This is a genomic window from Azospirillum sp. A1-3, assembly GCF_023806445.1.
Taxonomy (GTDB): domain Bacteria; phylum Pseudomonadota; class Alphaproteobacteria; order Azospirillales; family Azospirillaceae; genus Azospirillum.
The window spans coordinates 1,002,069-1,026,966 of sequence record NZ_JAMSLU010000001.1; the positions used below are offsets into that span (position 1 = coordinate 1,002,069).

A 24,898-nucleotide genomic window follows, 5' to 3' on the forward strand; every position below is an offset into this window, starting at 1 on the left:
CGGCCGACCGATGCAGACCGACAAGCCGATGAAGTCCTATCAGAAAGTCGCCCTTTCGGCGCTGGGCGTCCTCGTCTTCCTGCTTGCGTGGGAAGCGGTGGCGCGCAGCGGAGTCGTGCCGGCCCGGCTGCTGCCGTCGCCAAGCGCGGTGCCCGCCGCCTTCCTGACCGAGTTCAAAAGCGGCACTTGGCAGGAGATGGTGCTGGCCAGCCTGTCGCACTATTTGGTCGGGCTGTCGCTGGGCACCTTCCTCGGCGTGTCGTTCGGCACGGCGGCGGCGTTGTGGGGCAAGTGGGACGCCTTCCAGGCCTGGGTCGTGCGCATGCTGCGCCCGATCCCGGCCATCGCCTGGATCCCCTTCGCCATCATCTGGTTCGGCGTCAGCGAAGGGGCGGCGTCCTTCCTGATCTCGCTGACGGTGTTCTGGATCAACTATTACGCCAGCTACGCGGCCGTGCGCGGGGTGGACAAGGACCTGATCGAGCTTGGCCATGCCTTCGGGCAGGGCGGGCTGATCCCGCGCCTGTTCAAGATCATCCTGCCGGGCGCCCTGCCGGGCATCCTGTCGGGCATGCGCGCCGGGCTGGGGCAGGGCTGGATGACGGTGGTCGCGGCCGAGCTGTTCGGCATCTCCGGCCTCGGCATGCGGATGATGGAGGCGTCCGGCCTGCTGGCCACGCACATCGTCGTGCTCTACATGGTCACCATCGCGCTGCTCTACGGCGTGTCGGATTTCCTGTTCATGCAAGTTCAGTCGCGGGTGCTCTCATGGCAGCGGTGACCCTTTCCAAGACGTCCACCGCCGGATCGGTCATCGACCTCGAGGACGTGTCCATCGGCTATGGCAAGGACGCGCCGCCTGTGCTGGTTGACGTCAACCTGTCGGTCGAGCGCGGCAGCTTCGTCGCCATCGTCGGTCCGTCCGGCGTCGGCAAGTCCACGCTGCTGCGCGTCGTCGCCGGGCTGCACACCGCGCGCAGCGGCGGCGTCACCATCCACCAGGACCAGCGGCCCGGCCATCGCCCGGTCGGGCTGGTGTTCCAGGACTCCCGCCTGTTGCCCTGGCGCCGGGTGATCCGCAATGTGGAGTTCGGGCTGGAGGGGCTGCCGGTCAGCCGCGACGAGCGCCGCCGGCGCGCGGAGGCCGCGTTGAAGCTGGTGCGGCTCGACGGCTATGCCCGCCGCTGGCCCTACGAGCTGTCGGGCGGCCAGCGCCAGCGCATCGGCATCGCCCGCGCCATGGCGGTGGACCCGGACATCCTGCTGATGGACGAGCCGTTCGGCGCGCTCGACGCCATCACCCGCCACAATCTGCAGGACGAGCTTCGCCGTATTCATCAGGAGACCGGCAAGACCGTGCTGTTCGTGACCCACGATCTGGAAGAGGCGGTGCATCTGGCCGATCGCATCATCGTGCTGGGCGGCACCCCGGCCCGCGTGGTGCGCGACGTGCGCAACAGCGCCGGCCGGGACGGCTCGGTGTTCCGCGATCAGGTGGAACAGCTGCGCTCCGAGATCGCGGACAATTACAGCATCTGAGGGGTGGGGTCCTACCCCACCTCCACCATCAGGCTGGTCGGATAGCCCGCTTCCTTCATCCGTGCAATCAGCGCATCGACATGGGTCTGGTTGCGGGTTTCCAGCACCACGTCCACCTCGGCCATCTTCACCGGCACATTGTGGAACAGGCGCTGGTGGTGCACCTCGACGATGTTGGCCCCGGCCTCGCCCAGCAGGCGGGTGACGCGGGCCAGCGCACCCGGGGCGTCGGTGATGCCGATGCGCAGGCGGACGATCCGCCCCTCATAGACCAGACCACGCATCAGCACCTGCGCCATGATGCGAGAATCGATGTTGCCGCCTGACAGCACCATGCCGACCTTGCGGCCGCGGTAGCGCTCGGGCTCCTCCAGAATGGCGGCGAGCGCGGCGGCGCCGGCCCCTTCGGCGACCAGCTTCTGCATTGTCGCGAGGCGGTAGACCGCTTCCTCCAGCCGGGCCTCGCCCACCTCCACCACATCGTCGACCAGCGCGCGGATGATCGGCAAGGTCAGGGCGCCGGGCGCCTTCACAGCGATGCCTTCGGCCACCGTGGCGCCGCCGCAGGTGATCGGCTGTCCGGCCAGCGCCTGACGCACGGCGGGGTAGAGGCTGCACTGCACGCCGACGATCTCCAGATCCGGCCGTAGAGCCTTGGCCGCCGTCGCCATGCCGGCGATCAGCCCGCCGCCGCCGATGGGAATCACCAGAACGTCGAGGTCCGGCACGTCCTCCAGCAGTTCAAGCGCGGTGGTGCCCTGGCCGGCGGCGACCAGCGGGTCGTCGTAGGGATGGACGAAGGTCAGCCCGTCGCGCGCCGCCAGATCATTGGCGAAGGCGGCGGCCTCGCTCAGCGTCTCGCCATGCAGTTCGACGGTGGCGCCCAGATTCTCCGTCCGCTCCACCTTGGTGAAGGGGGTGAAGGCCGGCATGACGATGGTGGAGCGGATGCCGAGCCGCGTGGCGTGGCAGGCCACCGCCTGGGCATGGTTGCCGGCGGACATGGCGATGACGCCGGCTTGGCGCTCCGCCTCGCCCAGCGACAGCAGCTTGTTCAGCGCGCCCCGCTCCTTGAAGGAACTGGTGGCGTGCTGGCTCTCCAGCTTCACGTGCAGCCGGCAGCCCGCCATGTCCCCCAGGCGGGGCGCCGGAACCGTGGGCGTTCGGGACAGATGCCCCGCGATGCGCGCCGCCGCGGCGCGCACGTCCTCCAGAGTGATGGTCATTTCTTGTTTGTCCCGGTGTTGCGTGGTGTGAGTGTCAGCACCTCCGCCCCTGCCGAGACCAGCGTGCCACGGTCGCCGGCCAGACGCAACGAACCGCCGTCGCGCCACAGCCCGACCAGATCGCCCCAATGGCGGGACCAGATGTTGCCGGACTGGCCGGTGGCGATCACGAAACGGGAGTTGTCCAGATCGGCCAGATCATAGACCGCGCGGAACCCGGCGCCATGGACATGGCGGAAGGGGTTCGCGGGATCGCGGGTGCTGGTCGATCCGCGGTTGACGGTGAAGAAGCCGCCGTCGGTCTCCACCGACAGGTCGGCGGTGCCGCCGATCAGCGGCAGGCGGCTCAGCATCCGATGGACCAGCGCCGCCTTGTGGTCGTCGCCCCAGCGCCAGCTTTTCGGGCTGGAGCCGTGACGCTCGGCCAGCATCGCCACCGCCGCCTCCAGCGACCGGCCGATCACGTCGGCGCAGCTTTCCTTCTGCGGCGTGGTGACGTCGTCGCACCACTCCGGCCGCTCGTTCAGCACATGGCGCAAAGCCTCCGGACGAAGCTCCCAGTAGGAGGCGAAATCGGGACCGAGTTCGTCGGCGAACACCGCACGGACCAGCTCGCGCATCCAGGCGGTGAAGATCAGCGGTTCCGGCCGGTTGCGGTCCATCCGACCGTCCCAATTGCGCAGAAGAGCCGCCGCATCGCTGGCGAGGCCGGGCGGGGCCGGATATTTCAGCAGTTCGGGCAGGAAGTCGCGGGCGGGAAGCGAGAGGATGTCCATCTGCTGCTGGGCCACCTCCTCGACGGAAAAGCGCCCGGTGCCCAGCATCTCGACGATGCGCTTGGCGCGCGACGGATCGGGCCATTCGGTGGCGAGGCGATAGGGATAGTCTCGCCCGACCACCGCGTTGTTGGCGTTGACGAACTGCCCGGACGGCGGGTTCACCGACTGCGGCAGCGCGTAATAGGGCAGGAAGCCGGTCCAGTCATACTCGCCGGTCCAACCGGGAACCGGCACGCGGCCGTCGCCCTTGCGGCGGATCGGCACCCGGCCGGCGGAGATGAAGCCGACCGTGCCCGACACGTCCGCATAGACGACGTTCTGCTGCGGAGCGACATGCAGGCGCATCGCTTCACGCGCCGCTTCCGCCGATGCCGCGTGGTTCAGGCGGTAGAGCGCCTCCGCACTGGTATCGTCGTCGGCAAGTCCGGGGAAGGACAGCGCCAGCACCGGGCCGGGCGCGGTTCCACCGGCGGGCGCGGCGTCCAGGTCGGAGAGGACCGGGCCATGCCGCGTGCTGCGCACGGTCAGCGTCTGCGACGGCTCGCCGGCGATGGCAATGGTCTCGGCGCGCGTCTCGAAGGGCTGGCTGCCGTCGGGGGTCAGATAGCGGGCGGGATCCTGCGGGTCGGGCTTCTCGACGAACAGGTCCTGGGTGTCGCTATGGGTGGTGGTGAAACCCCAGGCGACCTTGCCGTTGTGGCCGAGGATGGCCAACGGCACGCCCGGCACGGTGGCGCCGGTGACGCTGAAGTCGGGCGTCACGATGCGGGCGAGATACCAGAGGATCGACGCCTCCAGCCCGAGATGCGGGTCGTTGGCGAGGATCGGCTTGCCGGTGGTGGTGCGGGCGCCGGTCAGGACCCATTCGTTGGACGCGGTATCGAAGCCCATCTGCGGCAGGGCCGCCAAGGTGCGGCGCACGGTTTCCCGCAAATCCATGCCGCGCAGGTCGGTCGTCAGCGTGGTGGGGGAGCCGGGGGCGTCGGGCGGGAACAGGTCGTCGACCTGGACCGGCGACAGCCGTTCCAGCACGCGGGAGCGGAACAGCTCGTCGCGGTAGTTGGCGGACAGCTGCAGCGCCATCAGCTTGGCCCAGACCAGGCTGTCGGTGACGGTCCAGGGCTCCGGCGTGTGGCGCAGAAGCTGGAATTCGACCGGCAGCGCCTCCGACCGCGTGGCGAGATAGGCGTTCACCCCCTCGGCATAGGACTCGAAGGCGGTTCGGGCTTCGGGCGACAGGGTGGCTTCCATCGCCTCGGCCGAGCGGCGGACGCCCAGCGTGCGCATCAGCCGGTCGCTGCGCAGGGCGAAGTCGCCGTATTTGGTGCCGATCAGCTCGGCCAACCGGCCGGCGCCGGCACGGCGCATCGTCTCCATTTGCCACAGCCGGTCCTGGGCGTGGGCATAGCCCAGCGCGCGGTAGGCGTCGCGCTCCGTCGCCGCGAAGATATGGACGACGCCTTGGCGGTCGCGGACGATTTCCGCCGGAGCACCGCTGCCGGGGATGGCGATGGTGCCGCTGGTCTGCGGCTGTTGCGCCCGCATCCACCAATAGGCGCCGACCAGCGTCACCGGGGGCAGCAGAACCAGCACGCCCGCGACGACCGCCACCTTGCCCCAGCGCCCGCGCGGCAGGCGGAATTGCGGGAGTCCCGGCGGCCGGTTGAACGGCGGGGTTTGGGTGGGATACTGCGGCGGTGGGGCGTAGGGAGGAACCGCTTGCGGCTGCTGCACGCCATAGGGCGGCGCCGGCTGCTGCGGATAGGGATAGGGCTGGCCGGGCGGATAGCTTCCGGGCGGGTAGCCGTCGGGCGGATAGACCGGCTGCTGCGGAGCCTGCGGGTAGGGTGCGCCGGGATAGGGCGCACCAGGGTACTGGACCGGTGGCTGCTGCGGGGGCGCCGGATGGCCGGCATAAGGAGGTGCAGCGGGCGGTGCGGCAGGAGGGGCGGGGCGGGACAGCGCACGCGCCAGGGCGGCGCGGAGATGGAAAGCGCAGGTCTCGCCGGCGCGGATCAGGGAACGGCGCAGCATCACGATCCGTGAGAGAGAATGGGGCGGCGACGGGCGGGGGCCGCCGGGGGGCTCGTTCGGGTGGCGGATGCTAGTCTCCCGGCCGCCGGCCCGTCCAGGGTTGCTTCGGTGGTGTCGGGCGCTTTTTACCGCCGCGTCCCGCCTATGCGGCCGAGGTCAGGATCTCGCGCAGCATCGGGGCCGACACCGGCTTGTGGATCAGGCGGTGGCCGCTGCGCTGCACCTCGGCGATGCGGGCGGGGTCGGTGTCGCCGGTCAGTACCACGGCGGGGACGCGCACGCCGCAGACGCCGTAGATATCGCGGATCGCCTCCACCCCCGTCCGGCCTTCGCGCAGGCGATAGTCTGCGACGATCATCGCCGGTTGCCGGCCGAGATTCAGCAGCGACGCGATCGCCTCGTCGGCGGACACGGCGGCGACCACCTCGTATCCCCATTCCTCCAGCATCGCCCGCATGCTGAGCAGGATGATGGTGTCGTCGTCGACGACCACGATCAGCCCCTTGGCGTCCGGCAACTCGGTCGGGATGCGCACCGGCTTCGGGACCGGGCGCGGCACCGCCGCCGGCAGGTCGAGGAAGAAGCCGCTGCCGCGGCCGGGGGTGGAGCGCACCACGACCCCATGGTCCAGCAACCCGGCCAGCCGCCGCACGATTGCCAGCCCCAACCCCAGACCCTTGCGCCGGTCGCGCTCTGGGTTGGCGAGCTGGATGAACTCCTGGAAGATGTCCTGTATCCTGTCGGCGGGGATGCCGATGCCCTGGTCGATCACCGCCAGCCGCAGAGTACCGCCGCGGTGCAGGCAGCCGACCAGGATATGGCCGCGCTCGGTGTAGCGGATGGCGTTCTCGATCAGGTTGCGCAGGATGCGCTCCAGCAGGGCGGGGTCGCTGCTGGTCCAGGCGGAGGTCGGGACATGGCGCAGCGTCAGCCCGGATTCGGTGGCGCGGATGCGGTATTCCTCGGCCAGCCGGTCCAGCAGGGGCCCGAGCGCGAAATCGGTGACGCTGGGCTTCACCACCCCGGCATCCAGCCGCGACACGTCCAGCAGGCTGTCCAGCATCACCCGGAGACCGTTCAGCGAATCGGTCATGCTGGCCAGCAGCGGCGACGTGGGGTGGTCCTGCAGTTTGTCGGATAACGCGTGGGCGAAGAAGAACAGCGACTGCAGCGGTTGGCGCAGATCGTGGCTGGCGGCGGCGAGGAACTTGGTCTTGGCGCGATCGGCACGCAGGGCGTCGTCGCGGGCTTGAACCGCCTGGATCCTCGCCGCCTCCGCCTCGTCGCGGGCACGCAGGATCGCGTCTTCGGCGGCCTTGCGCGCGGTGATGTCGCGCATGATGCCGGTGTACATGCGGCGTTTGCCGACATGCCATTCGCCGACCGACAGGTCGAGCGGGAAGGTGGAGCCGTCCTTGCGCTGGCCGGTCACCTCGCGGCCGATGCCGATGATCCGCCGCTCTCCGGTCCGGTGGTAGCGGTCGAGATAGCCGTCGTGGGCGCTGCGGTACGGCTCCGGCATCAGCATGTTGACGTTGCGGCCGATCACCTCGTCGGCGCGGTAGCCGAAGGTCTTCTCCGCCGCATGGTTGAAGGATTCGACGGTGCCCTCGTCGTCGATCAGGATGATTGGGTCGACCGCGGTGTCGACGATGGCGCGATAGCGCGCCTCCTGTTCCGCCGACCGCTCCGCCTGCTGCCGGCGGTCGAGCAGCGATGACAGCATCGCCAGCGAAAGCAGCAGCAGCGTGCCCACCCCCGTCATGATCGCCAGCAGGGAGGGGGACAGCGCCATCCGCTGCCCGGAGGAGGTCATCGCATGGGCCGGCATGGCATGGTAAGCGCCCATGCCGTCGAGCGTCGCGGTGCTCACCTCGGTTATCGGCTCCATTCCGGCCGCGGCCATGCCGGTGTAGTGCATCGTCACCACGCCCAGGCCCAGCAGAACGGCGCCGGCGGCACGCTGCAGCGGACGCTGGGTCCGGAAGGCCAGCCACAAGGCCGCGGTGGAGGCGGCGATGGCGACGGCCACCGAAACGGCGACCAGGAAGACGTCGTAGGACAGCTTCATGTCCATGCGCATGCCCGCCATCCCTACATAGTGCATGCTGACGATGCCCAGCCCCGTCAGGGTTCCCGCCACCGGCAGGGTGTGACGGCGGGGGCGGTTGCGGGCGACGGCGAACAGGCCGGCCCCGGAAACGGCGACCGCCAGCAGGAAGGACAATGCGGTAAGCCCGGCGTCGTAGCTGATCGGTATGTCGCTGCGATAGGCGAGCATCCCGATGAAGTGCATCGACCATATCCCGGCCCCCAGCGCCAGCGCCGCACTCGCCAGCCGGCGGCCATCGCCCGGGTCGCGCTCGGAACCGTCGCGGCGGTTCGGCGCAATGGAGGGGCTGGCCGTGCCGTTGCCGCTGTGATGGGCGAGATCCAGCGCCACATAACCGCCGAACACGGCGATTACGTATGACAACGCGACGAGGAGGGGGTCGTAATGGCCGGGCACGGTGGACTTTGCTGTTGTGGGACCACGTTCGGGGAAGGAGCAGACCTGATTGTGCGTGTACAGGAACAATTTTGGTGAAGGTGCCAGCCCCTTCCTGCAAACGAAAGGCTCGCCTTGGTGGTAGACAGGCGACCTAGGACGTCCGTCGGGATATTTCGAATGAACAGCAAACTCCCGCCCGGCCCCACGCCAGGGGCAGACAAGCATACCGCCTCGCCGGTTCGGCCGAAGCAGCCGTGGCGGCTGTTGTCGCGGCTGCTGCGTCCGGTTGCGACCTTGTTCGCGGTCGGATATTTTCTTCTGGATGCGCTGGCCTACTGGGTGGTGCGGCCGGTGGTCCGCCGGATCGCCCGGCTGCCGCTGTTCGGGCGGATCGGCCGCTGGGTGGCCGGGCTGGGGCCTTACCCGTCGCTGATCCTCGTCCTGGTGCCCCTGGCGTTGCTGGAGCCGGCAAAGCCGGTCGGGGCATGGCTGTTCGCCACCGGCCGCCCGATGGCCGGCGCCGCCGTGATCGTCGGGGCGGAACTGGTCAAGATCACGCTGGTGGAGCGGCTGTTCCATGCCGCCAAGCCGAAGCTGCTGACCATCGGCTGGTTCGCCTGGGGCTATGTTCGGGTGACGGCTTGGCTCGCCTGGCTGAAGGAGACCGCTCCCGTCCGCGCCGCCCGTCGCCTGCTGTCCGGCCTCCGCCGTGTCGGTCGCCGGGTCGGCCGGCGGCTGTCGCTGATGATGCGGCGGTTGGCTCGGGGGTGACCGTCTATCCCAGCGCCGCCAGCACCAGCGCCGAGGCGATCAGCAGGGCGCAGGCGCGGCGATAGAGAACCAGCGCCTGGTCGATGTCGTCGGGGGTGGCGGCGGTGCGGCCGGGGCCGAGCCAGACATCCTCGATCCGGGTGGCGCCATAGACCCGTGGACCGCCCAGCCGCAGGTCGAGCGCGCCGGCCATCGCCGCTTCCGGCCAGCCGGCATTCGGGGAGCGGTGGCGGTGGGCGTCCCGCCGGACCGACGCCCAAGCCTGCCGCGCGTCTGCCCCGCCGGTCATCCAGGCCGCTCCCACCAGCAGAAGGGCGGTCAGGCGCGACCCCGGCAGGTTGACCAGATCGTCCAGCCGCGCCGCCGCCCAGCCGAAGGCCTCGTGGCGCGGGGTGCGGTGGCCGATCATGCTGTCCGCGGTGTTGACCGCCTTGTAGAGCGCCAGACCGGGCAGCCCGCCCACCAGCAGCCAGAAGGCCGGCGCCACCACCCCGTCGGAAAAATTCTCGGCGAGGCTTTCGATGGCGGCGCGGGCGACGGCGGGTTCGTCGAGCGTCGCCGGGTTGCGGCCGACGATCATCGACACCGCCTTGCGCGCACCCTCCAGCCCACCGGTGCGGAAGCCCTTGGCAACGGCCGCCACATGGTCGTGCAGGCTGCGCTGGGCCAACAGGGTGGAGGCCAACACCGCCTCGACAAGCCAGCCGAACGGCAGCAGCCGGCAGACCCAGGCCACCGCCACCGCGACACCGCCCACCGTCAGCAGAAGCACCACAACCGCCAGCACGCCGAAGGCCTTGCGACGGCCGAAGCCATCGGTCTCATGGTTGAGCGTACGGTCAAGCTGGGCGATAAGCGCTCCGATCCACACGACCGGGTGACGGATGCGGGCGTAGAGTGGATCGGGATAGCCAGCCAGCGCTTCGACGATGAGTGCGGTGGCGAGCAGGAAGGGATGCAGCGGCACGGGCGGGACGTTCCAGGCAATGGGGCGGCGCGCTGGCCGCGCGTCGGTGAATGAGGAAGAGGCGCGATCATGGCCGAAGACAGCCCGGTGACCAAGCCGTGCGTGGCGGACGAAGGGGGGACGGGGCAGGAGGCCTCCACGGGCGGCACCCTGCTGCATGGCGGCGACCTGGACGGCGCGCGCGCGGTGTTTCCCGGCGCGCCGGAGCCGTGGGTCGATCTGTCCACCGGCATCAACCCCTGGCCCTACCCGCTGCCGCCGGTGCGGCCGGATGCCTGGAACCGGCTGCCCGGCCGAGGAGAGGAGGCGTCGCTGCGGAACGCCGCGGCGGCCTGCTATGGCGCGCCGTCGGCCGAGGTGGTGGCTGCGGCGTCGGGATCGCAGGCGCTGATCCAGTTGCTGCCGCGGCTGCGCGCGCCGGGCCGCGTCGCCGTCCTGGGGCCGACCTATGCCGAGCACGCGCGTTGCTGGGCGCTGGCCGGCCATGAGGTCCGGATGGTGGAGGAGGTGGAGGAGGCCGACGTTCTGGTGATCGTCAACCCCAACAACCCGGACGGCCGGCGCTGGCCCGCCGCCCGGCTGCTGGAGATAGCCGACGCACAGGCGGCGCGCGGCGGCTGGCTGGTGGTGGACGAGGCCTTCGCCGACATGCGGCCGGAGGACAGCCTCGCGGCGCATGCCGGCAAGTCGGGGCTGGTGATCCTGCGGTCCTTCGGCAAGTTCTTCGGGCTTGCGGGGCTGCGGCTGGGCATCGCACTGGCGCCGGCCGGGCTGGCGGCGGCGCTGCGCGAGGCCATCGGGCCCTGGGCGGTGTCGGGTCCGGGGCTGGCCATCGCCACGGCGGCGCTGTGCGACCGCCATTGGATCGAGGCGACCAGGCGGCGGCTGGCGGCGGCGGCGGCGGAACTGGACCGTATGCTGGAGGGGGCCGGCCTGCGGGTGATCGGCGGGACCGAGCTGTTCCGTCTCGTCGAGGACCCTCGGGCACCGGCACTTTATCGCGCCTTGGGTGAAGCCGGGATTCTCGTGCGCCGATTCGAGGGCCGGGCGGACCGGCTGCGCTTCGGGTTGCCGGACGCCGCTGAGGACTGGGAGCGACTTGGTGTCGCATTGGCTGCAGAAAGACGCCGGGCACTGCAACCGCTTGAAACGTCCGCGTCTTGAACAATCGGCGAAAATTTTATATACTCAACCGTTTTTAGAAATCCGGCCGTCACACTTCGACCCTGTCGGAAATCGCCGGCGTTGCGGGGACATAAAATTCTATGAAACACTCTCGGCCATGCCGGTACCGGGTTGCATGGTGATGATCTCAGGCCGTGGTGTGGATGACGGGCGCGATACCGCGTTTTCAGTCTTCGACCGTCTGCCGGTCGGGGTTTGCCTCGTCACGGCATCGGGGATCATCCACCACGCGAATCCAGCCCTGCATGACCTGCTGCGCTGTGAGGCGGGCGGGTTGCCGGGCCGGAGTCTGTGCGAATTTGAACTCGACCATGGTGGCTCCGGCAGGGGGGCGCAGACTTCCGGTGATGCGCAGCGCGCCCTGCGGAACGATGGTTCCACACGCTGGGTGACGGTGGCTGAAAGTCCATGGATTGGCGAAGCGGACGACAAAACCGGCATTAGCCGGCTTCTGACCGTGACAGACGTCGATTCGATTTTTCGGCAGGCCGGCGATCCGGGCGATGCGGAAGCGCCCGCCGAGATGTCGGCGGTCGACGCTCTGCTGTACGAGGCGCCGATCGGTACGGCCGAAGGTGCGATCCGGACGGTCAATCCGACCAAAACCGCCATCCACGAGTTGACCGAATCTCGCCCGAACGAGGAGCGGCTGGAGGCCATCCTCGAACAGAGTCCGATCGGCGTTTCGGTGTCCCGGCGCGATGACGGCCGGATCATCTTCGTCAACACCCGCTTCGCCGAACTGATCGGCCTGCCGCGTGAAAAACTGATCGGCAGCCGCGCCCGCGACTATTACCTGGACAGCCACCAGCGCCTGCGCGTGCTGGAACGGCTGCGCGGCGGCAGCGGCGTCACCAATATGGAGGTCCAGTTCAAGCGGGCCGACGGCTCGCCCTTCTGGACGCTGTTCACCGTGAATCAGGCGGTGATCCAGGGCATAGCGGTCAATCTCGCCTGGATCTACGACTACACCGAGCGCCGCAGCATGGAAGAGGCGTTGCGCGACATGGCGTCGCGCGATCCGCTGACCGGCATCTACAACCGGCGCTCCTTCATGGACATGGCGCGCGCCCAACTGGCCCGCGCCCACCGGTTCCACGAGCCGCTGTCCGTCTTCGTCCTCGATGTCGACCATTTCAAGCGCATCAACGACACCTTCGGCCATGCCACCGGCGACGACGCGCTGCGCATGGTGGCGGCCGGCTGTCAGGCGATTCTTCGGGAATACGACATTCTCGGCCGGCTGGGCGGGGAGGAGTTCGTGGTGGTCCTGCCCGGTGCGACCGCCGACGAGAGCCGCGTGGTGGCCGAACGGGTGCGCCGCCATCTGGCCCGCATGCCGATCGAGGCGACCGACGGCACCTTCCGCCTGACCGCGAGCATCGGCATCGCCGGGCTGGAGGGGGCGACCGACACGCTGGAGCGGGCGATCCACCGTGCCGACCTCGCGCTCTATCGGGCGAAGCACCTCGGCCGCAACCGCGTCGCGGTGTTCGAACCGGGAATGTAGGCCGGCAGGGCTTCAAGGTGGATCGGGCAACGGTGGATCGGGTGATGGACTACACGGTGCGCGACAGCGGCGGCGTGCGCGAACTGGAACTGCGCGGGCAGATGACGTTCGAGGCCGATGCCGGGTTCCGGGAGATCCTGGCGGAGTGGGAAAAGGGCGGCATCGCGGAGTGCGTGCTGAACCTGTCGGCCGTCGAGTATATGGACTCCGCCGGGCTGGGGCTGCTTGTCCTGGCGAAGAATGCGGCCAAGCGGACGGGCGTCGTCTTCCGCATCAAGCATCCGCGCGGTCAGGTCCGCGAGCTGATCGAGATCTCGGAGTTCCACACCATCATTCCCTGCGAGTTCTAGCCGGTGAGCGGCAGCCCGCTGGTCGTGATCGGCCATCCGCGTCCCCATGCTGCGGGGCCGTTGCGCGATGTGCTGGGCCGGCTGGGGGTTCGAAACATCATGGTGGTCGACGGCGACAGGCTGGCCGGGGCATTGGCGGCCGGGACGCCGCAGATGCTTCTTCTGCATGCCGGACTGCCGGGATTCGGGGCGGAACTGCTGGCGGGGTTGCGGACGGAGGCTCATCTGCGCGACCTGCCGATCCTCGTGCTCGGCCGCTTCCCCGGCGGGCGGGAGCGGGCGGAACTGCTGCGGGCGGGTGCGACCGATCTGCTGGCGCGTCCGCTGACCCTGGCGGAGCTGTCGGCCCGCCTGTCGCTGCATCTGGAAAATCGCCGGCTCGACCGCTCGCTGCAGGAGGTGATCCGCAGCCTGCGCAACCACCACAGCGACGCCATGCAGCGGATGGCGCTGGCGCGCGACATGCAGTTGGACCTGTTGCCCGACGCCAAGCTCTGCCGGTCGCTGGAGCGGCGCTATGGCATCGCGCTGGACAGCCATTTCGAATCCAGTTCGGAGCTTGGTGGCGACCTGTGGGGGGCACGGCCGATCGACGACCGCCGCTTTGCGCTGTTCCTGTGCGATTTCACCGGCCATGGGGTGGCGGCGGCGCTGAACACCTTCCGGCTGCATGCGCTGCTCGCCCGCAGCGATTTGCCGGCCGACGATCCGGCCGAAGCGCTGCGGGTGCTGAACGGCCTGCTGGTCGGCCTGCTGCCGGAGACGCAATTCGCTGCGATGATCTATGCCGTGGTGGATGTCGCCGCCGACCGGCTGGTCTACGCCACGGCCGGCGCGCCGAAGCCGCTGGTTCGCCGCCCCGATGGCGAGCTGGAGATTGGTTCGAGCTGCGGCCTGCCGCTGGGCGTCGCGGCCGAGGCGCGCTACCGCAACCAACGCCTGGACTTCCCGCCGGGCTCCGCCCTGGTCCTGTTCAGCGATGCCTTGTACGAGGCGCGCGGATGGGACGGGCAGATGTTCGGCTATGGCGGTGTGACCGATCTGGTGCGCGGCCTGGGGGATGGTGCGCCGGACCGGCCGCTGGGTTGCCTGCTCGACCGCTATTTCGCGGCGATGCCGCGGCTGCTGGCCGACGACCTGACGGTGCTGTGGATCAGTCGGACAGGCCGTCCGGCGTCCGGTCCAGATTGACGATGCCGACCACCCGGTTGCCGTTGCCGACATAGGTCAACTGGTCGAATCCGACCATGCGGGCCAGCGCGATTCCGCGGCCATGGGTGGCGTTCGACTGGGAGGCATCGACCGACAGGTAGCGGTTGAAGTCGAAACCCGCCCCCATGTCGGTCACGGTGAAGATCACGCGGCTGTCGCTGCGCTCCACATGCAGGGTGGCGTATTTGTCGCGATGCTCGGCCGAGGCCAGCCGCGCCTCGATCTCGCGCGCCAGCATGCCGCTGGCCTTCAGCCGGCCCTTCGCCTCGAAGCCGATGCCGAGGTTGCCGTGCTCCACCGCATTCACCAGGATCTCGGACAGGCCGAAGGTCAGGCTGTGGGCGGTGGCGGCGACGGACGACAGGGTGATGGCGAGATTCTGCGCCTCCTGCAAGGTGCGGAAGCGGAAACGCCCGTCGCGCAGCAGCCCGATGGCGTCGGAGCGGGAGCGCAGGTCGCCCTGCAGGCTCCGCATCCGCCCGGTGGTCTCCTCCGCCGCACGGACGACGGAGCGCAGCAGCGCACCGTCATAGGGTTTGAGGAGGTAGTAGAACACGCCGGCGCGGATGGCGGCCGCGATCTCCGAACTGCTGTCGGAGATGGTCTGGACGATGACGGGGATATCGGCCAGATACGGCTCGCGCTTCATCCACTCGTACAGTTCCAGCCCGTCGCCGTCGGCGAGCCGCCGGTCGAGCAGAACGACATGGATCGCCGACCCGCTGGCCGACAGGATCTCCCACGCCTGCGCCTTGGTCTCGGCCTCCAGCGTGCGGTAGCCGATGCGGGAGAGATAGCCGGCAACGATGGCGCGGGTCATTTCCTCGTCATCGACGACCAGAGCGGTGACGGCATCGGCCATGGTCGGCGTCTACTCCAACGGTTCGGGGAGCGGGATCGGGAAATCCGCGGCATTTTACTGAAACTGACGCTATTGCACAATCACCGGCGGCACTGCGTCGCAGCATGGCGGGCCGGCGACCCGGTCAGCGGTTCAGCCGACGGACGCCTCCACGGCCGCCGCGGCCTTCCGTGCGGCCGACAGCTCGGCGGCGACCCGTTCGCCGGCGGTGGCGGTCAGGGCGTCGAGGTCGCCGCTGCGGGCGGCGGCGACCAGATGATGGGCGGTGGCGGCCAGCCGGTCGAACCCGACATTGGCGGCGGATCCCTTCAGGATATGCGCCTCGCGTTCGATGCCGGCGCAGTCCCCGCGCGCGATGGCGGCACGCAGCAGATCGAGATGCTGCGGACTGTCGCTGAAGAAGGTTTCCAGCAGCAGCGCGAACCCGTCACCGCCCAGCGCATCGCGCAGTTCATCGATCTTTTCCGCATTGACGGTGGCCGGCTCCGGTTCGGACGGCGGCTGTGGCGGGGCAGGGGCTTGCCCGCCGCCATCGGCGGTGTCGTCGGCGGCCGGAACGACGAAGCGGGCGATGGTGTCCAGCAGCTTGCGGGCGTTGATCGGCTTGGACAGATAATCGTCCATGCCGGCTTCCAGGCAGATGGCGGCGTCGCCCTGCATGGCGTTGGCGGTCAGGGCCACCACCGGGATGCGCGCGGCGGGGCCGGACAGCCGGCGGATCCGCCGTGTCGCCGTCAGCCCGTCCATCACCGGCATCTGGACGTCCATCAGGACGAGGTCGTAGGGCCGGGACGTCACCGCCTCCACCGCCTCCTCGCCGTTCGACACCGCTTCCGCGCTGTGCCCGGCGCGGCGCAGCAGGGCCAGCGTCAGCTGTTGGTTGACCGGGTTGTCCTCCGCCACCAGCACGCGGGCGCGCTGCTTCGCCTCCGGCTGTTGGGCGGACGGGGCATCGGCTTTGGCGACAGCCGCCATTTCAACCGGCCCGCGGATGGGGAGCGGCGCGATTTTCGCGGTGGCCGTAGCGCTTGCCGGCAGGGGATGCGGCCCGGATGCGAGGCTATCCGCAGGCGGTTGCGGTTCCAGCAGCCGGGCGAGGCATTGGCAGAGAGTGCTGAAGCGGATCGGCTTGGGAAGGTGGGTATCGACCGGCGCCCGGTCCGGCTCCTGCCCCTCCAGCCTCTGCGACGAGGCAAGCGCCAGCCGGATGCCGGCCAGTTCGGGAATGGACCGGATGCGGCGGGCCAGCTCGGGACCGGTCAGGCCCGGCATGCGGTGATCGAGGATGGCGGCGTCGAAGGGCTTGCCGTTCCGGGCGGCGGCGATCAGCCGGTACAGGGCCTGCTCCCCGTTTTCCGCCGTTTCGGTCACAATGCCGAAACCGTCGATCTGCCGGGTCAGCAAGTCGCGGTTGACGGCGATGTCGTCGACCAGCAGCAGGCGGCGCCCGGCCCAATCGCCGGCCGGTGTCGGCGGATGGGCGCTGCCGGCGCCGCGCTTCAGCGGGATGGTCACCCAGAAGGTGCTGCCCGATCCCGGCTGGCTGTCCACCCCGATCCGGCCGCCCATCAGCTCGGCCAGCCGCTTGCAGATCGCCAGCCCCAGCCCGGTGCCGCCATGGCGGCGGGCGGGTGAGGAATCCACCTGCGTGAACATGGCGAACAGCCGTGGCCGTTCCTCCTCCGGAATGCCGATTCCGGTATCGCGCACCTCGAACCGGACGCGGACGCCGTCGGATTCGGAACCGGCGGAAGCGGGCTCCTCGCTCAGCAGGATGGTGACGCTGCCGGTATCGGTGAACTTCACGGCGTTGCCGGCAAGGTTCAGCAGGATCTGCCGCAGCCGCCCGGCATCGCCCAGCAGCGGGCCGCGCAGGCCGGGCGGCACGTAGCTGGCGAGATCCAGCCCCTTGGCCGCGGCGCGCGGCGCCAGGATCTCCGCCACGCTTTCGACCATCGGCACCAGTTCGAACTCCCCGATCTCCAGGTCCAGCCGGCCGGCGTCGATCTTGGAGAAGTCGAGGATGTCGTTGATGATGACCAGCAGCGATTCCGCGGAATCGCGGATCGTCTCGGCATAGGTGCGCTGTTCGGCCTCCATCGGCGTGTCGAGCAGCAGCCCGGCCATGCCGATCACGCCGTTCATCGGCGTGCGGATCTCGTGACTCATGGTCGCGAGGAATTCCATCTTGATACGCTGGCCATCCTCCGCCCGCTCCTTGGCGTCGCGCAGCGTATGCTCCAGCCGCTTTTCCTCCGTCAGGTCGCGCAGGATCGCGGCGTAGAGCGGCCCGGCCCCGATCCTGACGAGCGCCATGGAATAGGCCAGCGGGAAGCTCTCCGCCTCCCCGGTGCCGTCGGACGCCGACGGCCGGAGGGCGACGATCTCGCCCCGCCCCGCCCGACCCATGCCGCGGTGGCCCTGTGCGATTTCGTCCATCGCACGGGCAGCATTGGTCCGCATGTCCGGCGGCAGCAACTCCAGCACCGACCGACCGATCAGCCCGCCCGGCGCGCAGCGGAAGATGGCGTGTGCGGCCGGATTGGCGGCCTCGATCACGCCGTCCGGCCTTGCGGTGACGATGCCCTCCGCGGCGGTGTCGACGATGGCGGTCAGACGGGCGTTGGTCTCTTCCAGTTCCTTACCCTGCCGTCGCTGCGCCGCCAGTGAACGGGCAAGCATCAGCCCGAAAAGGCCCAGCAGCAGGATCATCCCGCCGGACAGCAGGGTCGCCGTCCACAGATTGTCGCGCCACCCGGCCAGCACCGCGTCCTTGCGCACGCTGACCGTCAGGACCAGCGGCCAGACCGGCGTCGTCCGGTAGGCGACGATGCGCGTGTCGGGACCGGCGCCGACATCCGTCCCGGAATGGCGGAACACGCCATATTCGGCCTGCGGCAGATGGCGCTGGAACAGCGGGGTCGCGGCGAAGGAGCGGGCGATCTCCTCCCCGGCCTGTGGCTGGACGGTCAGCAGGGTGCCGTCATAGCGGTACAGCGCGATGCGGTCGCCCACGATGGAGACGTTGTCGGCAACGTGGCCGCCCTGGACCGCGCGATACAGGCCCTGGAAATAGTCCGGATTGACGGTGGCGACGACCACCCCCTGCAGCGTGCCGTCGGCGTCGCGCAGGGCGCGGCTCATCGGCAATATCCAGCGTCCCGACCGCTCTCCGCCATCGGCGCGGTCGATCAGGCTTCGCCCCGGGCGCGGATCGCCGATCACCAGCCCGCTGCCCTGGCCGGCCGCCTGCAGGCGGAAGACGTCCAGCTCCGTCAGATAGAAGCCGGCGGGGCGCGTCCCCTCCGTGGTGGCGACGATGCGGCCGGTGCGGTCGAGCAGCGTCAGCCCGCGCAGGTGCGGCGAGCGGCGTAGCCGGTCGGTCAGCATGGCGGTCGGGTCGGGGTCGGTCGCCCCATCCTCGCCGGTCCAGCTGGCATCGGACAGCGAATCGACGATGGAGGAGAGGGTCACGTCCACCGACTGAACCGTGCGGGTGGTCGATACCTCCAGCGCCGCGGCGAGGCTGGACAGGCTGGCCTCCGCCGAATCGAGCGCGGCCTGCCTTGCGGCGATCAGCTGCTGTCCCTGGTTTATCAGCAGGGCGAAGACCGCCAGAAGGGCGAAGGCAATGATGCCGCCCCGCTTTTCGAAGAGACCTTTCAGGTCCGCTTTGGCTGGGGACAGGGACAGGACTGCGTTCCGGACGGTCAGATGTGGTCGAGCGACCCGGCAGGTTTCGCGGACCCGACGCGCAACCGCCTCCGGATTGCAGTCGAATCAAGGCGCTGGACGTCGGCCGTGGTCGAAGTTTGCGTCCGGGATAATAGCAGGAACGGGTGGCGGAGGCCAAGCATTCGCTGCTGTCCATGCTCTTGTTATGCTAAGATATCAGCACCGCTTCGCCAATTTGTGTTTGGGGTGTGAAGAACTGGGGCGGTTGGTTAACGAAAGGTGTGACATGGCGACGCGGGTCCTATGGGCAATCGGCTCGGCAATTCTGTCGGTTTTATCGGTTTCCATCGCAGAACCGGCTATAGCAGCCGATGGGAAACTTCAGAAAATTGCAGAGCACAAGCAACTTCGTGTCTGCTCCTGGCCCGATTACTATGCAATCTCGTTCCGTAATCCGCGCACCGGCGCGTTGGAGGGGCTGGATGCGGAACTGGCGCAGGCCTTCGCCGACGATCTTGGCGTGCGGCTGGCCGTGGTGGAAAGCAGCTTTCCCCGCTTCATCGACGATCTGCTGGCGGATCGCTGCGACATCGGCATGTTCGCCATCGGCGCCACCCCGGCGCGGGCGCAGCGCGTCGCCTTCAGCCAGCCCTATCTGCGCAGCGGCATCTATGCGGTGACCACCCAGACGAACGACGGCATCCGGCGGTGGGAGGACCTCGACCGCGCCGGCAACGTCGTGGCGGTGCAGAAGGACACCTACATGGACGGCTATGCGCGCTCGGCCATAAAGGCTGCGCGCATCGTCGCCGTCACCCGTCCGCAGGAGCGCGAGGAGGAGGTGCAGTCCGGCCGCGCCGACGCCTTCCTGACCGACTATCCCTATGGGCAGCGCATGCTGGCCTTTCATTCCTGGGCGCGGCTGATCGTGCCGGAGGTGCCGGTACAGCCGACCCCCTATGCCTATGCGGTGGCGCCGGGCGACGTGGCGTGGCTGGAGCGGGTCAACGCCTTCGTTGCCGCGATCAAGACCGACGGCCGGCTGGAGACCATCGCCGCACGCTACAAGCTGACCCCCATCGTGGCGCGGGACTGAGCCGCGTTGCACGAATGCGACCACGGGACAAATCCGTATTAGGATCGGTGGTGTCTTCCAGCAGTCAGCAGGGAAATCGTCGATGATCCTGATCGGACAGTATGACTCGCCCTTCGTGCGCCGCGTCGCCGTGGCCTTGCGCCTCTACGGCATGGCCTATGAGCACCGGCCTTGGTCGGTCTTTTCCGACGCGGCGGAGGTCGCGCGCTTCAACCCGCTGAAACGGGTGCCGACCCTGGTGTTGGAGGATGGCGAGGTGCTGATCGAAAGCGGCGCCATCCTCGACCATCTGGACGAGGTCGCCGGGCCGGACCGTGCGCTGATCGCCCGCCATGGGCCGGACCGCCGCCGGGCGCTGAAGCTCTGCGCGCTGTCGACCGGCTTCGCCGACAAGGCGGTGAGCCTCGTCTATGAACGGGTTCTGCACAAGGAGCGGTCGGACCTGTGGGTGGAGCGCTGCACCGGCCAGATCGGCGCGGTTCTGGATGTGCTGGAGGCCGATCGCGCCGCCGCTCCGGGCCCCTGGTGGTTCGGCGACCGGATCAATCACGCCGACATCGCCGCCGCCTGCGCCCTGCGCTTCGTCGGCGAGGCCCATCCGCAGGTTTTCGACCGCTCCCGCTGGCCGGCGCTCGCCGCCCATTCCGACGCCTGCGAGGCTATGGCGGAGTTCCAGGCGGTTGTGCAGCCCTTTTCGGTGAGCGCCTGAGCCGGCGCCCCCTTGCTTCCCATTGGGCCGCCAGGGAGGCGAGGGGGCGTGACAACCCGGCGTGGAGCCTTACCGGTGCCCGCTGATCTCCGCATGCAGCGGCTTGGTGTCCTCGAACGTCTTCTGCTGTTCGGGGGTGGCTTCCTTCTGGTGCTTCTGCTTCCATTCGGAATAGGGCATGCCATAGACGGCGATGCGGGCCTCCTCGTCGGACAGCTCGACACCGCGTTCCTTGGCCGCCGCCGCGTACCATTTGGACAGGCAATTGCGGCAGAAGCCGGCGAGGTTCATCAGGTCGATGTTCTGCACGTCGGTGCGCTTGCGCAGATGCTCGACCAAGCCGCGGAAGGCGGCGGCTTCCAGTTCGATGCGGGTCTGGTGGTCCAGATCGGCCATGGGGTCTCAACTCCTCCGGTGTTCTTGTTCAGTTAAGAGTGGGGTGGCCGGTGCAGCGTGACCATCCGGCCATAGGGATGAAAATCGCGCGACCCGCCACCGCCGGCGATGGTGCGCACCACCGCCTCGCGGTCGATGGCGACGAAACCGGCCAGCGAATGGACGCCATACTCGAACAGGCGCGGAGTCAGCGGCGTGCCGGGGCCGATCATCGCCACCGTCGCGCCGGCCGAAACCCGCAGCAGGCGGGGCAGGGTGCGATTGGCGAAGGCGGACGCGGTGATGGCCACCGCCTCGGCCCCCGGCAGCAGCCAATCGCAGGCGGCCTCCGGATATTCGCCATCCTGGGGGTTCAGGTCGATGACCTTGGCGCGCGGCAGGCGGCGGGCAAGCTGGGGGAAACCGCCGATCACCACCACCCGGCCCTCCACCGAGGCGAACAGGTCGAGCCCGTTGCCGGGGACGCCGGTCACGTCCGGCTGGTTGTAATGCGCGTTCAGGGCGGCGACGCCGACCGCAACTTCCAGCGGATCCCAGGATTGGGCAGCCATCGCAGCGAGATCGCGCAAAGACCGGCCGGCCCAGCGTTGCGGATCGTCCTCAGCCGCCGGAGCCTGCCGGGCGGCGACGCCCAGGCCATCGGCGGTCTCCACCAGCACCCATTTGTCGCCGGTGATGACGCGGCGGACCGCGGCATCGGCGACGCCCTGGACGAGGTCCACATACATCCGCTGCGGTCCCCACCAGCGCCACAGCGCGTCCGCCACCGGCGACAGCAGGTCGCAGAATCCGCCGGTGGCAGTCTGCCATTCGTTGAGATAGCGGCTGCCGACGCTGGTCAGCAGGGGAATGCCCTCGGCGATGGCGGTCAGCATCTCGTCCGACAGGCCGTCGCCATGGGATTCCAAACCGGCGAACTTGTTGATCACCAGCAGGTCGACCCTTGACGCGACGGCATTGCGGATCGCCTGGCTGGCCTCGGCCACGCCGGTCGGATCGACGCGGCAGGACTGCGATTCCCGCCCCAGCTTCTGGGTGATGTCATAGGCGCGGCCGGTGGCGACATCGACCAGTTCCATCCGCTCGGCGCAGTCGTCGCCCGGCCCGTGGTTGCGCTGCACCAGCCCGCCGACGCGGAAGCCACGCCGCTTCAGCTCCGCCGTGAAGCCGTCCAGCAGCGCGTCGACGCCGTAGGAGCCGGGGCCATGGATCACGGCACCGGGGCGCAGCGGCGGCAGGGAGGCGGGAGGAAGCGGCATCGGGAGGACCTTTCGCGGGACGGCGGGCGGGTGGCGGCGGAGGCCTCAACCGCCGCGGCGGATGCGGTAGATGAAGACCGTCTTGTGGACCTCGTCCGGCTGGGTCTCGTGCGACAGCAGCGCGTTGTCGGTCGTGTTGCAGAAATGCTTAAAGTCGATGACGGAGGCCGGATCGGTCGCATAGACCACCAGTTCCTCCCCGGTCTCCATCCCGTTCAGCAGGGCGCGGGTGCGCAGGATGGGCAACGGGCAATGCAGCCCCTTCACGTCAAGCTCTCTCGCCGGCACCGAGCCCGCTCCACACTGGTTGAGGACGAATTCCTTCAAGGACGTATGACTGTAGCGGGTTCGCGCCCGCTTCTCCAGACCGGCGGCCGAAAGGTCGCATCCGGGATTTTCGTCAACCGGCGCTGTTGTACGGCGCAATCGACGAAACCGGAATGGAAGGATGGCTGTCATGGCGAAGCGTTCTATGGACGACAAGGTGGTGGTCATCACCGGCGCCTCCAGCGGCATCGGCCGGGCGACCGCGCTGGAATTCGCCCGCCAGGGGGCGGCGGTGATCCTCGCCGCCCGGCGGATGGCGGCCTTGCACGAGGTGGCGGAGGAATGCGTCGAGGCCGGCGGCCGGGCCATGGTGGTGCCGACCGACGTGACCGACCAGCGCGCGATGCAGCATCTGGCCGACCGCGCCGTTCAGGCCTTCGGCGGCATCGACGTGTGGGTCAACAATGCCGGTGTCATCGCCTTCGGCCGATTCGAGGACATCCCCGACGAGGTATTCGAGCAGGTGGTGCGCACCGACTTCTTCGGCATGGTCCACGGCTGCCGTGCCGTGCTGCCCCATTTCCTCGACCGTGGCGAGGGCATCATCATCAACACCGCGTCGATGGTGTCCAACATCGGCCAGCGCTATGCCACCCCCTACACGGCCGCGAAGTTCGCCGTGCGCGGCTTCTCCGAATCCCTGCGGCAGGAACTGGTGGACGAACCGGGCATCCATGTCTGCATGGTGATGCCGGCCTCCATCGACACCCCGCTGTGGCAGCATGCCGCCAACTACACCGGCCGCGCCGTCAAGCCGCTGAACCCGATCCACCCGCCGGAGGAGGTCGCCGCCGCCATCCTGTCGCTGGCCCGCAACCCGCAGCGCGAGATGTTCGTCGGCGCCGAAGGCCGCCTCGCCGCCGTCGGCAACGCCATGGCGCCGCAGATGACCGAACGGGCGCTGGCCCACACCATCGAGCGCGACATGTTCCAGAACCGCTCGGCACCGGCCACGTCCGGCGGGGTGATGACCGCCATGCCGGAATATCAGGGCGCCAGCGGCGGCTGGATGGAACGGCAGCCGGAGCGCAGCCGGGGCAGGGAGGACGGGCGGGAACGCTCCTTCTCCTGGACCAACCTGACCCTGTTCCTGCTGCCGGTGGTGCTGGCGAGCCGTCCGCTGGGTGCCCGGCGGATGCGCCACTCCTGGTGAAATTCAGGCGCGGTGCTTGATCCGGCGCGCCGGAGCCGTTATACGCTCGCCCCTTTTCCGGTGCGGCGGGTGGCCGCACCGGTCATCCGGGCAGGAGGCGGGACATGACGGCGTGCGGGCTCGATTTCGGCACCTCGAACACGACGCTGGGCGTGCAGGACGCCGACGGCTTCCGGCTGCTGGCGCTGGACGGCACGCGCACGACCTTGCCGACCGCGGTGTTCTTTGACTTCGAGCATGACCGGACCACCATCGGACAGGCGGCCATCGACGGCTATGTGTCGGGGGTGGAGGGGCGTCTGATGCGCTCGATCAAGTCGATGCTCGGCACCGACCTGATCGACGCCGACACCGCGTTGCGCAAGGGCCGCATCAGCTTCCGCGCGGTGATCGGCACCTTCCTCGATCTGGTGAAGAAGCGGGCGGAGGAGGCGATGGGCGGCGAACTGGGCGACGTCGTCGTCGGCCGCCCTGTCCATTTCGTCGACGGCGACCCGGCCGGCGATGCGGCGGCGGAAGAAACGCTGGGGCAGATCGCGCGGGCCGCGGGTTTCCGCAACGTCTCCTTCCAGTTCGAACCCATCGCCGCCGCGCTCGATTACGAGCAGCAGGTCGCGGGGGAGGAACTGGCGCTGATCGCCGACATCGGCGGCGGCACGTCGGATTTCTCGGTTGTGCGGATCGGGCCGGAACGGCGTGGCAAGGCCGACCGGGCCGGTGACATTCTGGCGAATGACGGCATCCGCGTCGGCGGCACCGACTTCGACCGCGACCTCAGCCTTGCCACCGCCATGCCGGAACTCGGGTTTGGCAGCGCCATGAAGCGCGCTGGGCTGCTGGCCCCCCGGAGCATCTATTTCGATCTGGCGACCTGGGCGAAGATCAACTTCCTCTACACCGCCAAGGCGATGGCCGAGTTGGAGCGCCTGCAGCGCGATTCCGCCGAGCCCGAAAAGATCGAGCGCCTGATCGGCGTGGTCGAGCACCGCCAGGGCCATGCGCTGGCGATGGCGGTGGAGCGCACCAAGATCGCGCTGTCGGACCATGAGGCGACGGAGTTGGCGCTGGATTGGGGCGACGGGGATCTGGCGCTGGCGGTGGACCGGGACGCGCTGAATCGCGCCACCGGATCGTTGGCGGCCCGCATCGGGTCGCGCATCCGCGACTGTCTGGCCGATGCCGGAGTGACCGCCGACCGCATCGACGCGGTGTTCCTGACCGGCGGCTCCACCCTGCTGCCCCAGGTCCGCGCCGCGATCCTTGCCGAGGCGCCGGGCGCGCGGGTGGTGGAAGGCAACATCTTCGGCTCCGTCGGCTTGGGGCTGACGGTGGAGGCGCTGCGGCGGTATGGGTAAAG

At 69.1% G+C, this 24,898-nt stretch carries 20 protein-coding genes; 11 read left to right on the forward strand and 9 right to left on the reverse strand.

Translation table 11 applies throughout. The annotated features are described in order from the left end of the window. The first annotated feature begins 10 nt into the window (after positions 1-10). Positions 11-781, forward strand: coding sequence for an ABC transporter permease (locus M5E06_RS04805; protein WP_413340217.1), 771 nt, complete (start codon positions 11-13; stop codon positions 779-781). Then, positions 769-1,539 carry an ABC transporter ATP-binding protein gene (locus tag M5E06_RS04810; protein WP_109074744.1) on the forward strand — a complete coding sequence of 257 codons (771 nt, stop codon included), beginning with the start codon at positions 769-771 and terminating at the stop codon, positions 1,537-1,539. Before M5E06_RS04805 ends, M5E06_RS04810 begins: the two co-directional genes overlap by 13 nt. A gap of 11 nt (positions 1,540-1,550) precedes the next feature. On the opposite strand, the gene M5E06_RS04815 is transcribed toward M5E06_RS04810, so the two are convergent. The 3 genes from M5E06_RS04815 to M5E06_RS04825 all read right to left on the reverse strand — a co-directional run bounded on the left by M5E06_RS04815 (position 1,551) and on the right by M5E06_RS04825 (position 8,087). Next, the gene (locus M5E06_RS04815; RefSeq protein ID WP_252137344.1) at positions 1,551-2,765 is read right to left on the reverse strand and encodes a threonine ammonia-lyase; all 1,215 of its coding nucleotides are present in this window, start codon (positions 2,763-2,765) and stop codon (positions 1,551-1,553) included. Next, positions 2,762-5,578, reverse strand: a complete 2,817-nt coding sequence (locus M5E06_RS04820; RefSeq protein WP_252137345.1) for a penicillin acylase family protein — start codon at positions 5,576-5,578, stop codon at positions 2,762-2,764. The genes M5E06_RS04815 and M5E06_RS04820 overlap by 4 nt, the downstream gene beginning before the upstream one ends. 142 nt (positions 5,579-5,720) lie before the next feature. Further along, positions 5,721-8,087, reverse strand: a complete 2,367-nt coding sequence (locus M5E06_RS04825; RefSeq protein ID WP_252137346.1) for a hybrid sensor histidine kinase/response regulator — start codon at positions 8,085-8,087, stop codon at positions 5,721-5,723. A 159-nt stretch (positions 8,088-8,246) separates the two neighbouring features. Between M5E06_RS04825 and M5E06_RS04830 the strand changes: the two genes are divergently transcribed. Continuing rightward, positions 8,247-8,840 (forward strand): hypothetical protein, encoded by a 594-nt coding sequence (locus tag M5E06_RS04830; protein ID WP_252137347.1) that lies wholly within the window; start codon positions 8,247-8,249, stop codon positions 8,838-8,840. Positions 8,841-8,844: 4 nt separating this feature from the next. Here M5E06_RS04830 and cbiB read toward each other — a convergent pair whose 3' ends face one another. Continuing rightward, positions 8,845-9,807 carry an adenosylcobinamide-phosphate synthase CbiB gene (gene cbiB / locus M5E06_RS04835; protein WP_252137348.1) on the reverse strand — a complete coding sequence of 321 codons (963 nt, stop codon included), beginning with the start codon at positions 9,805-9,807 and terminating at the stop codon, positions 8,845-8,847. A gap of 69 nt (positions 9,808-9,876) precedes the next feature. Here cbiB and cobD point away from each other — a divergent pair, with 69 nt between their 5' ends. From cobD to M5E06_RS35810, 4 genes are all read left to right on the forward strand, one after another. After that, positions 9,877-10,971 carry a threonine-phosphate decarboxylase CobD gene (gene cobD, locus M5E06_RS04840; RefSeq protein ID WP_252137349.1) on the forward strand — a complete coding sequence of 365 codons (1,095 nt, stop codon included), beginning with the start codon at positions 9,877-9,879 and terminating at the stop codon, positions 10,969-10,971. 142 nt (positions 10,972-11,113) lie between these two features. Beyond that, positions 11,114-12,502 (forward strand): diguanylate cyclase, encoded by a 1,389-nt coding sequence (locus tag M5E06_RS04850; protein ID WP_502801970.1) that lies wholly within the window; start codon positions 11,114-11,116, stop codon positions 12,500-12,502. A 32-nt stretch (positions 12,503-12,534) separates the two neighbouring features. Next, the gene (locus M5E06_RS04855) at positions 12,535-12,852 is read left to right on the forward strand and encodes an STAS domain-containing protein (RefSeq protein ID WP_252137351.1); all 318 of its coding nucleotides are present in this window, start codon (positions 12,535-12,537) and stop codon (positions 12,850-12,852) included. A 3-nt stretch (positions 12,853-12,855) separates the two neighbouring features. After that, positions 12,856-14,043: a PP2C family protein-serine/threonine phosphatase gene (locus tag M5E06_RS35810; protein ID WP_252137352.1), complete on the forward strand. Its 1,188-nt coding sequence runs from the start codon at positions 12,856-12,858 to the stop codon at positions 14,041-14,043. Here M5E06_RS35810 and M5E06_RS04865 read toward each other — a convergent pair. Further along, complete coding sequence (locus M5E06_RS04865; protein ID WP_252137353.1) at positions 14,006-14,926, reverse strand: response regulator; 921 nt, start codon at positions 14,924-14,926, stop codon at positions 14,006-14,008. The genes M5E06_RS35810 and M5E06_RS04865 overlap by 38 nt on opposite strands. 132 nt (positions 14,927-15,058) lie before the next feature. Next, positions 15,059-18,406, reverse strand: coding sequence for a response regulator (locus tag M5E06_RS04870; RefSeq protein ID WP_502801960.1), 3,348 nt, complete (start codon positions 18,404-18,406; stop codon positions 15,059-15,061). Positions 18,407-18,989: 583 nt separating this feature from the next. On the opposite strand from M5E06_RS04870, the gene M5E06_RS04875 reads away from it, so the two are divergent. Next, positions 18,990-19,697, forward strand: a complete 708-nt coding sequence (locus tag M5E06_RS04875) for an ABC transporter substrate-binding protein (RefSeq protein ID WP_252138515.1) — start codon at positions 18,990-18,992, stop codon at positions 19,695-19,697. Between the two features lie 82 nt (positions 19,698-19,779). Then, complete coding sequence (locus tag M5E06_RS04880) at positions 19,780-20,406, forward strand: glutathione S-transferase family protein (protein WP_252137354.1); 627 nt, start codon at positions 19,780-19,782, stop codon at positions 20,404-20,406. Between the two features lie 69 nt (positions 20,407-20,475). Here the strand turns inward: M5E06_RS04880 and M5E06_RS04885 are convergent, their stop codons facing one another. Genes M5E06_RS04885 through M5E06_RS04895 form a run of 3 tightly spaced genes read right to left on the reverse strand, consistent with a single transcriptional unit; the run spans position 20,476 to position 22,328 of the window. Continuing rightward, positions 20,476-20,802 carry a DUF1244 domain-containing protein gene (locus M5E06_RS04885; RefSeq protein ID WP_136705550.1) on the reverse strand — a complete coding sequence of 109 codons (327 nt, stop codon included), beginning with the start codon at positions 20,800-20,802 and terminating at the stop codon, positions 20,476-20,478. A gap of 32 nt (positions 20,803-20,834) precedes the next feature. Next, positions 20,835-22,061: a DUF2478 domain-containing protein gene (locus M5E06_RS04890; protein WP_252137355.1), complete on the reverse strand. Its 1,227-nt coding sequence runs from the start codon at positions 22,059-22,061 to the stop codon at positions 20,835-20,837. Positions 22,062-22,106: 45 nt separating this feature from the next. Beyond that, positions 22,107-22,328 (reverse strand): sulfurtransferase TusA family protein, encoded by a 222-nt coding sequence (locus M5E06_RS04895; RefSeq protein ID WP_252137356.1) that lies wholly within the window; start codon positions 22,326-22,328, stop codon positions 22,107-22,109. 190 nt (positions 22,329-22,518) lie between these two features. Between M5E06_RS04895 and M5E06_RS04900 the strand changes: the two genes are divergently transcribed. Together M5E06_RS04900 and M5E06_RS04905 are read left to right on the forward strand one after the other, a co-directional pair. Further along, positions 22,519-23,541, forward strand: coding sequence for an SDR family oxidoreductase (locus M5E06_RS04900; RefSeq protein WP_252137357.1), 1,023 nt, complete (start codon positions 22,519-22,521; stop codon positions 23,539-23,541). Positions 23,542-23,645: 104 nt separating this feature from the next. Continuing rightward, positions 23,646-24,896: an Hsp70 family protein gene (locus tag M5E06_RS04905; protein WP_109074758.1), complete on the forward strand. Its 1,251-nt coding sequence runs from the start codon at positions 23,646-23,648 to the stop codon at positions 24,894-24,896. The last annotated feature ends 2 nt before the right edge of the window (positions 24,897-24,898 follow it).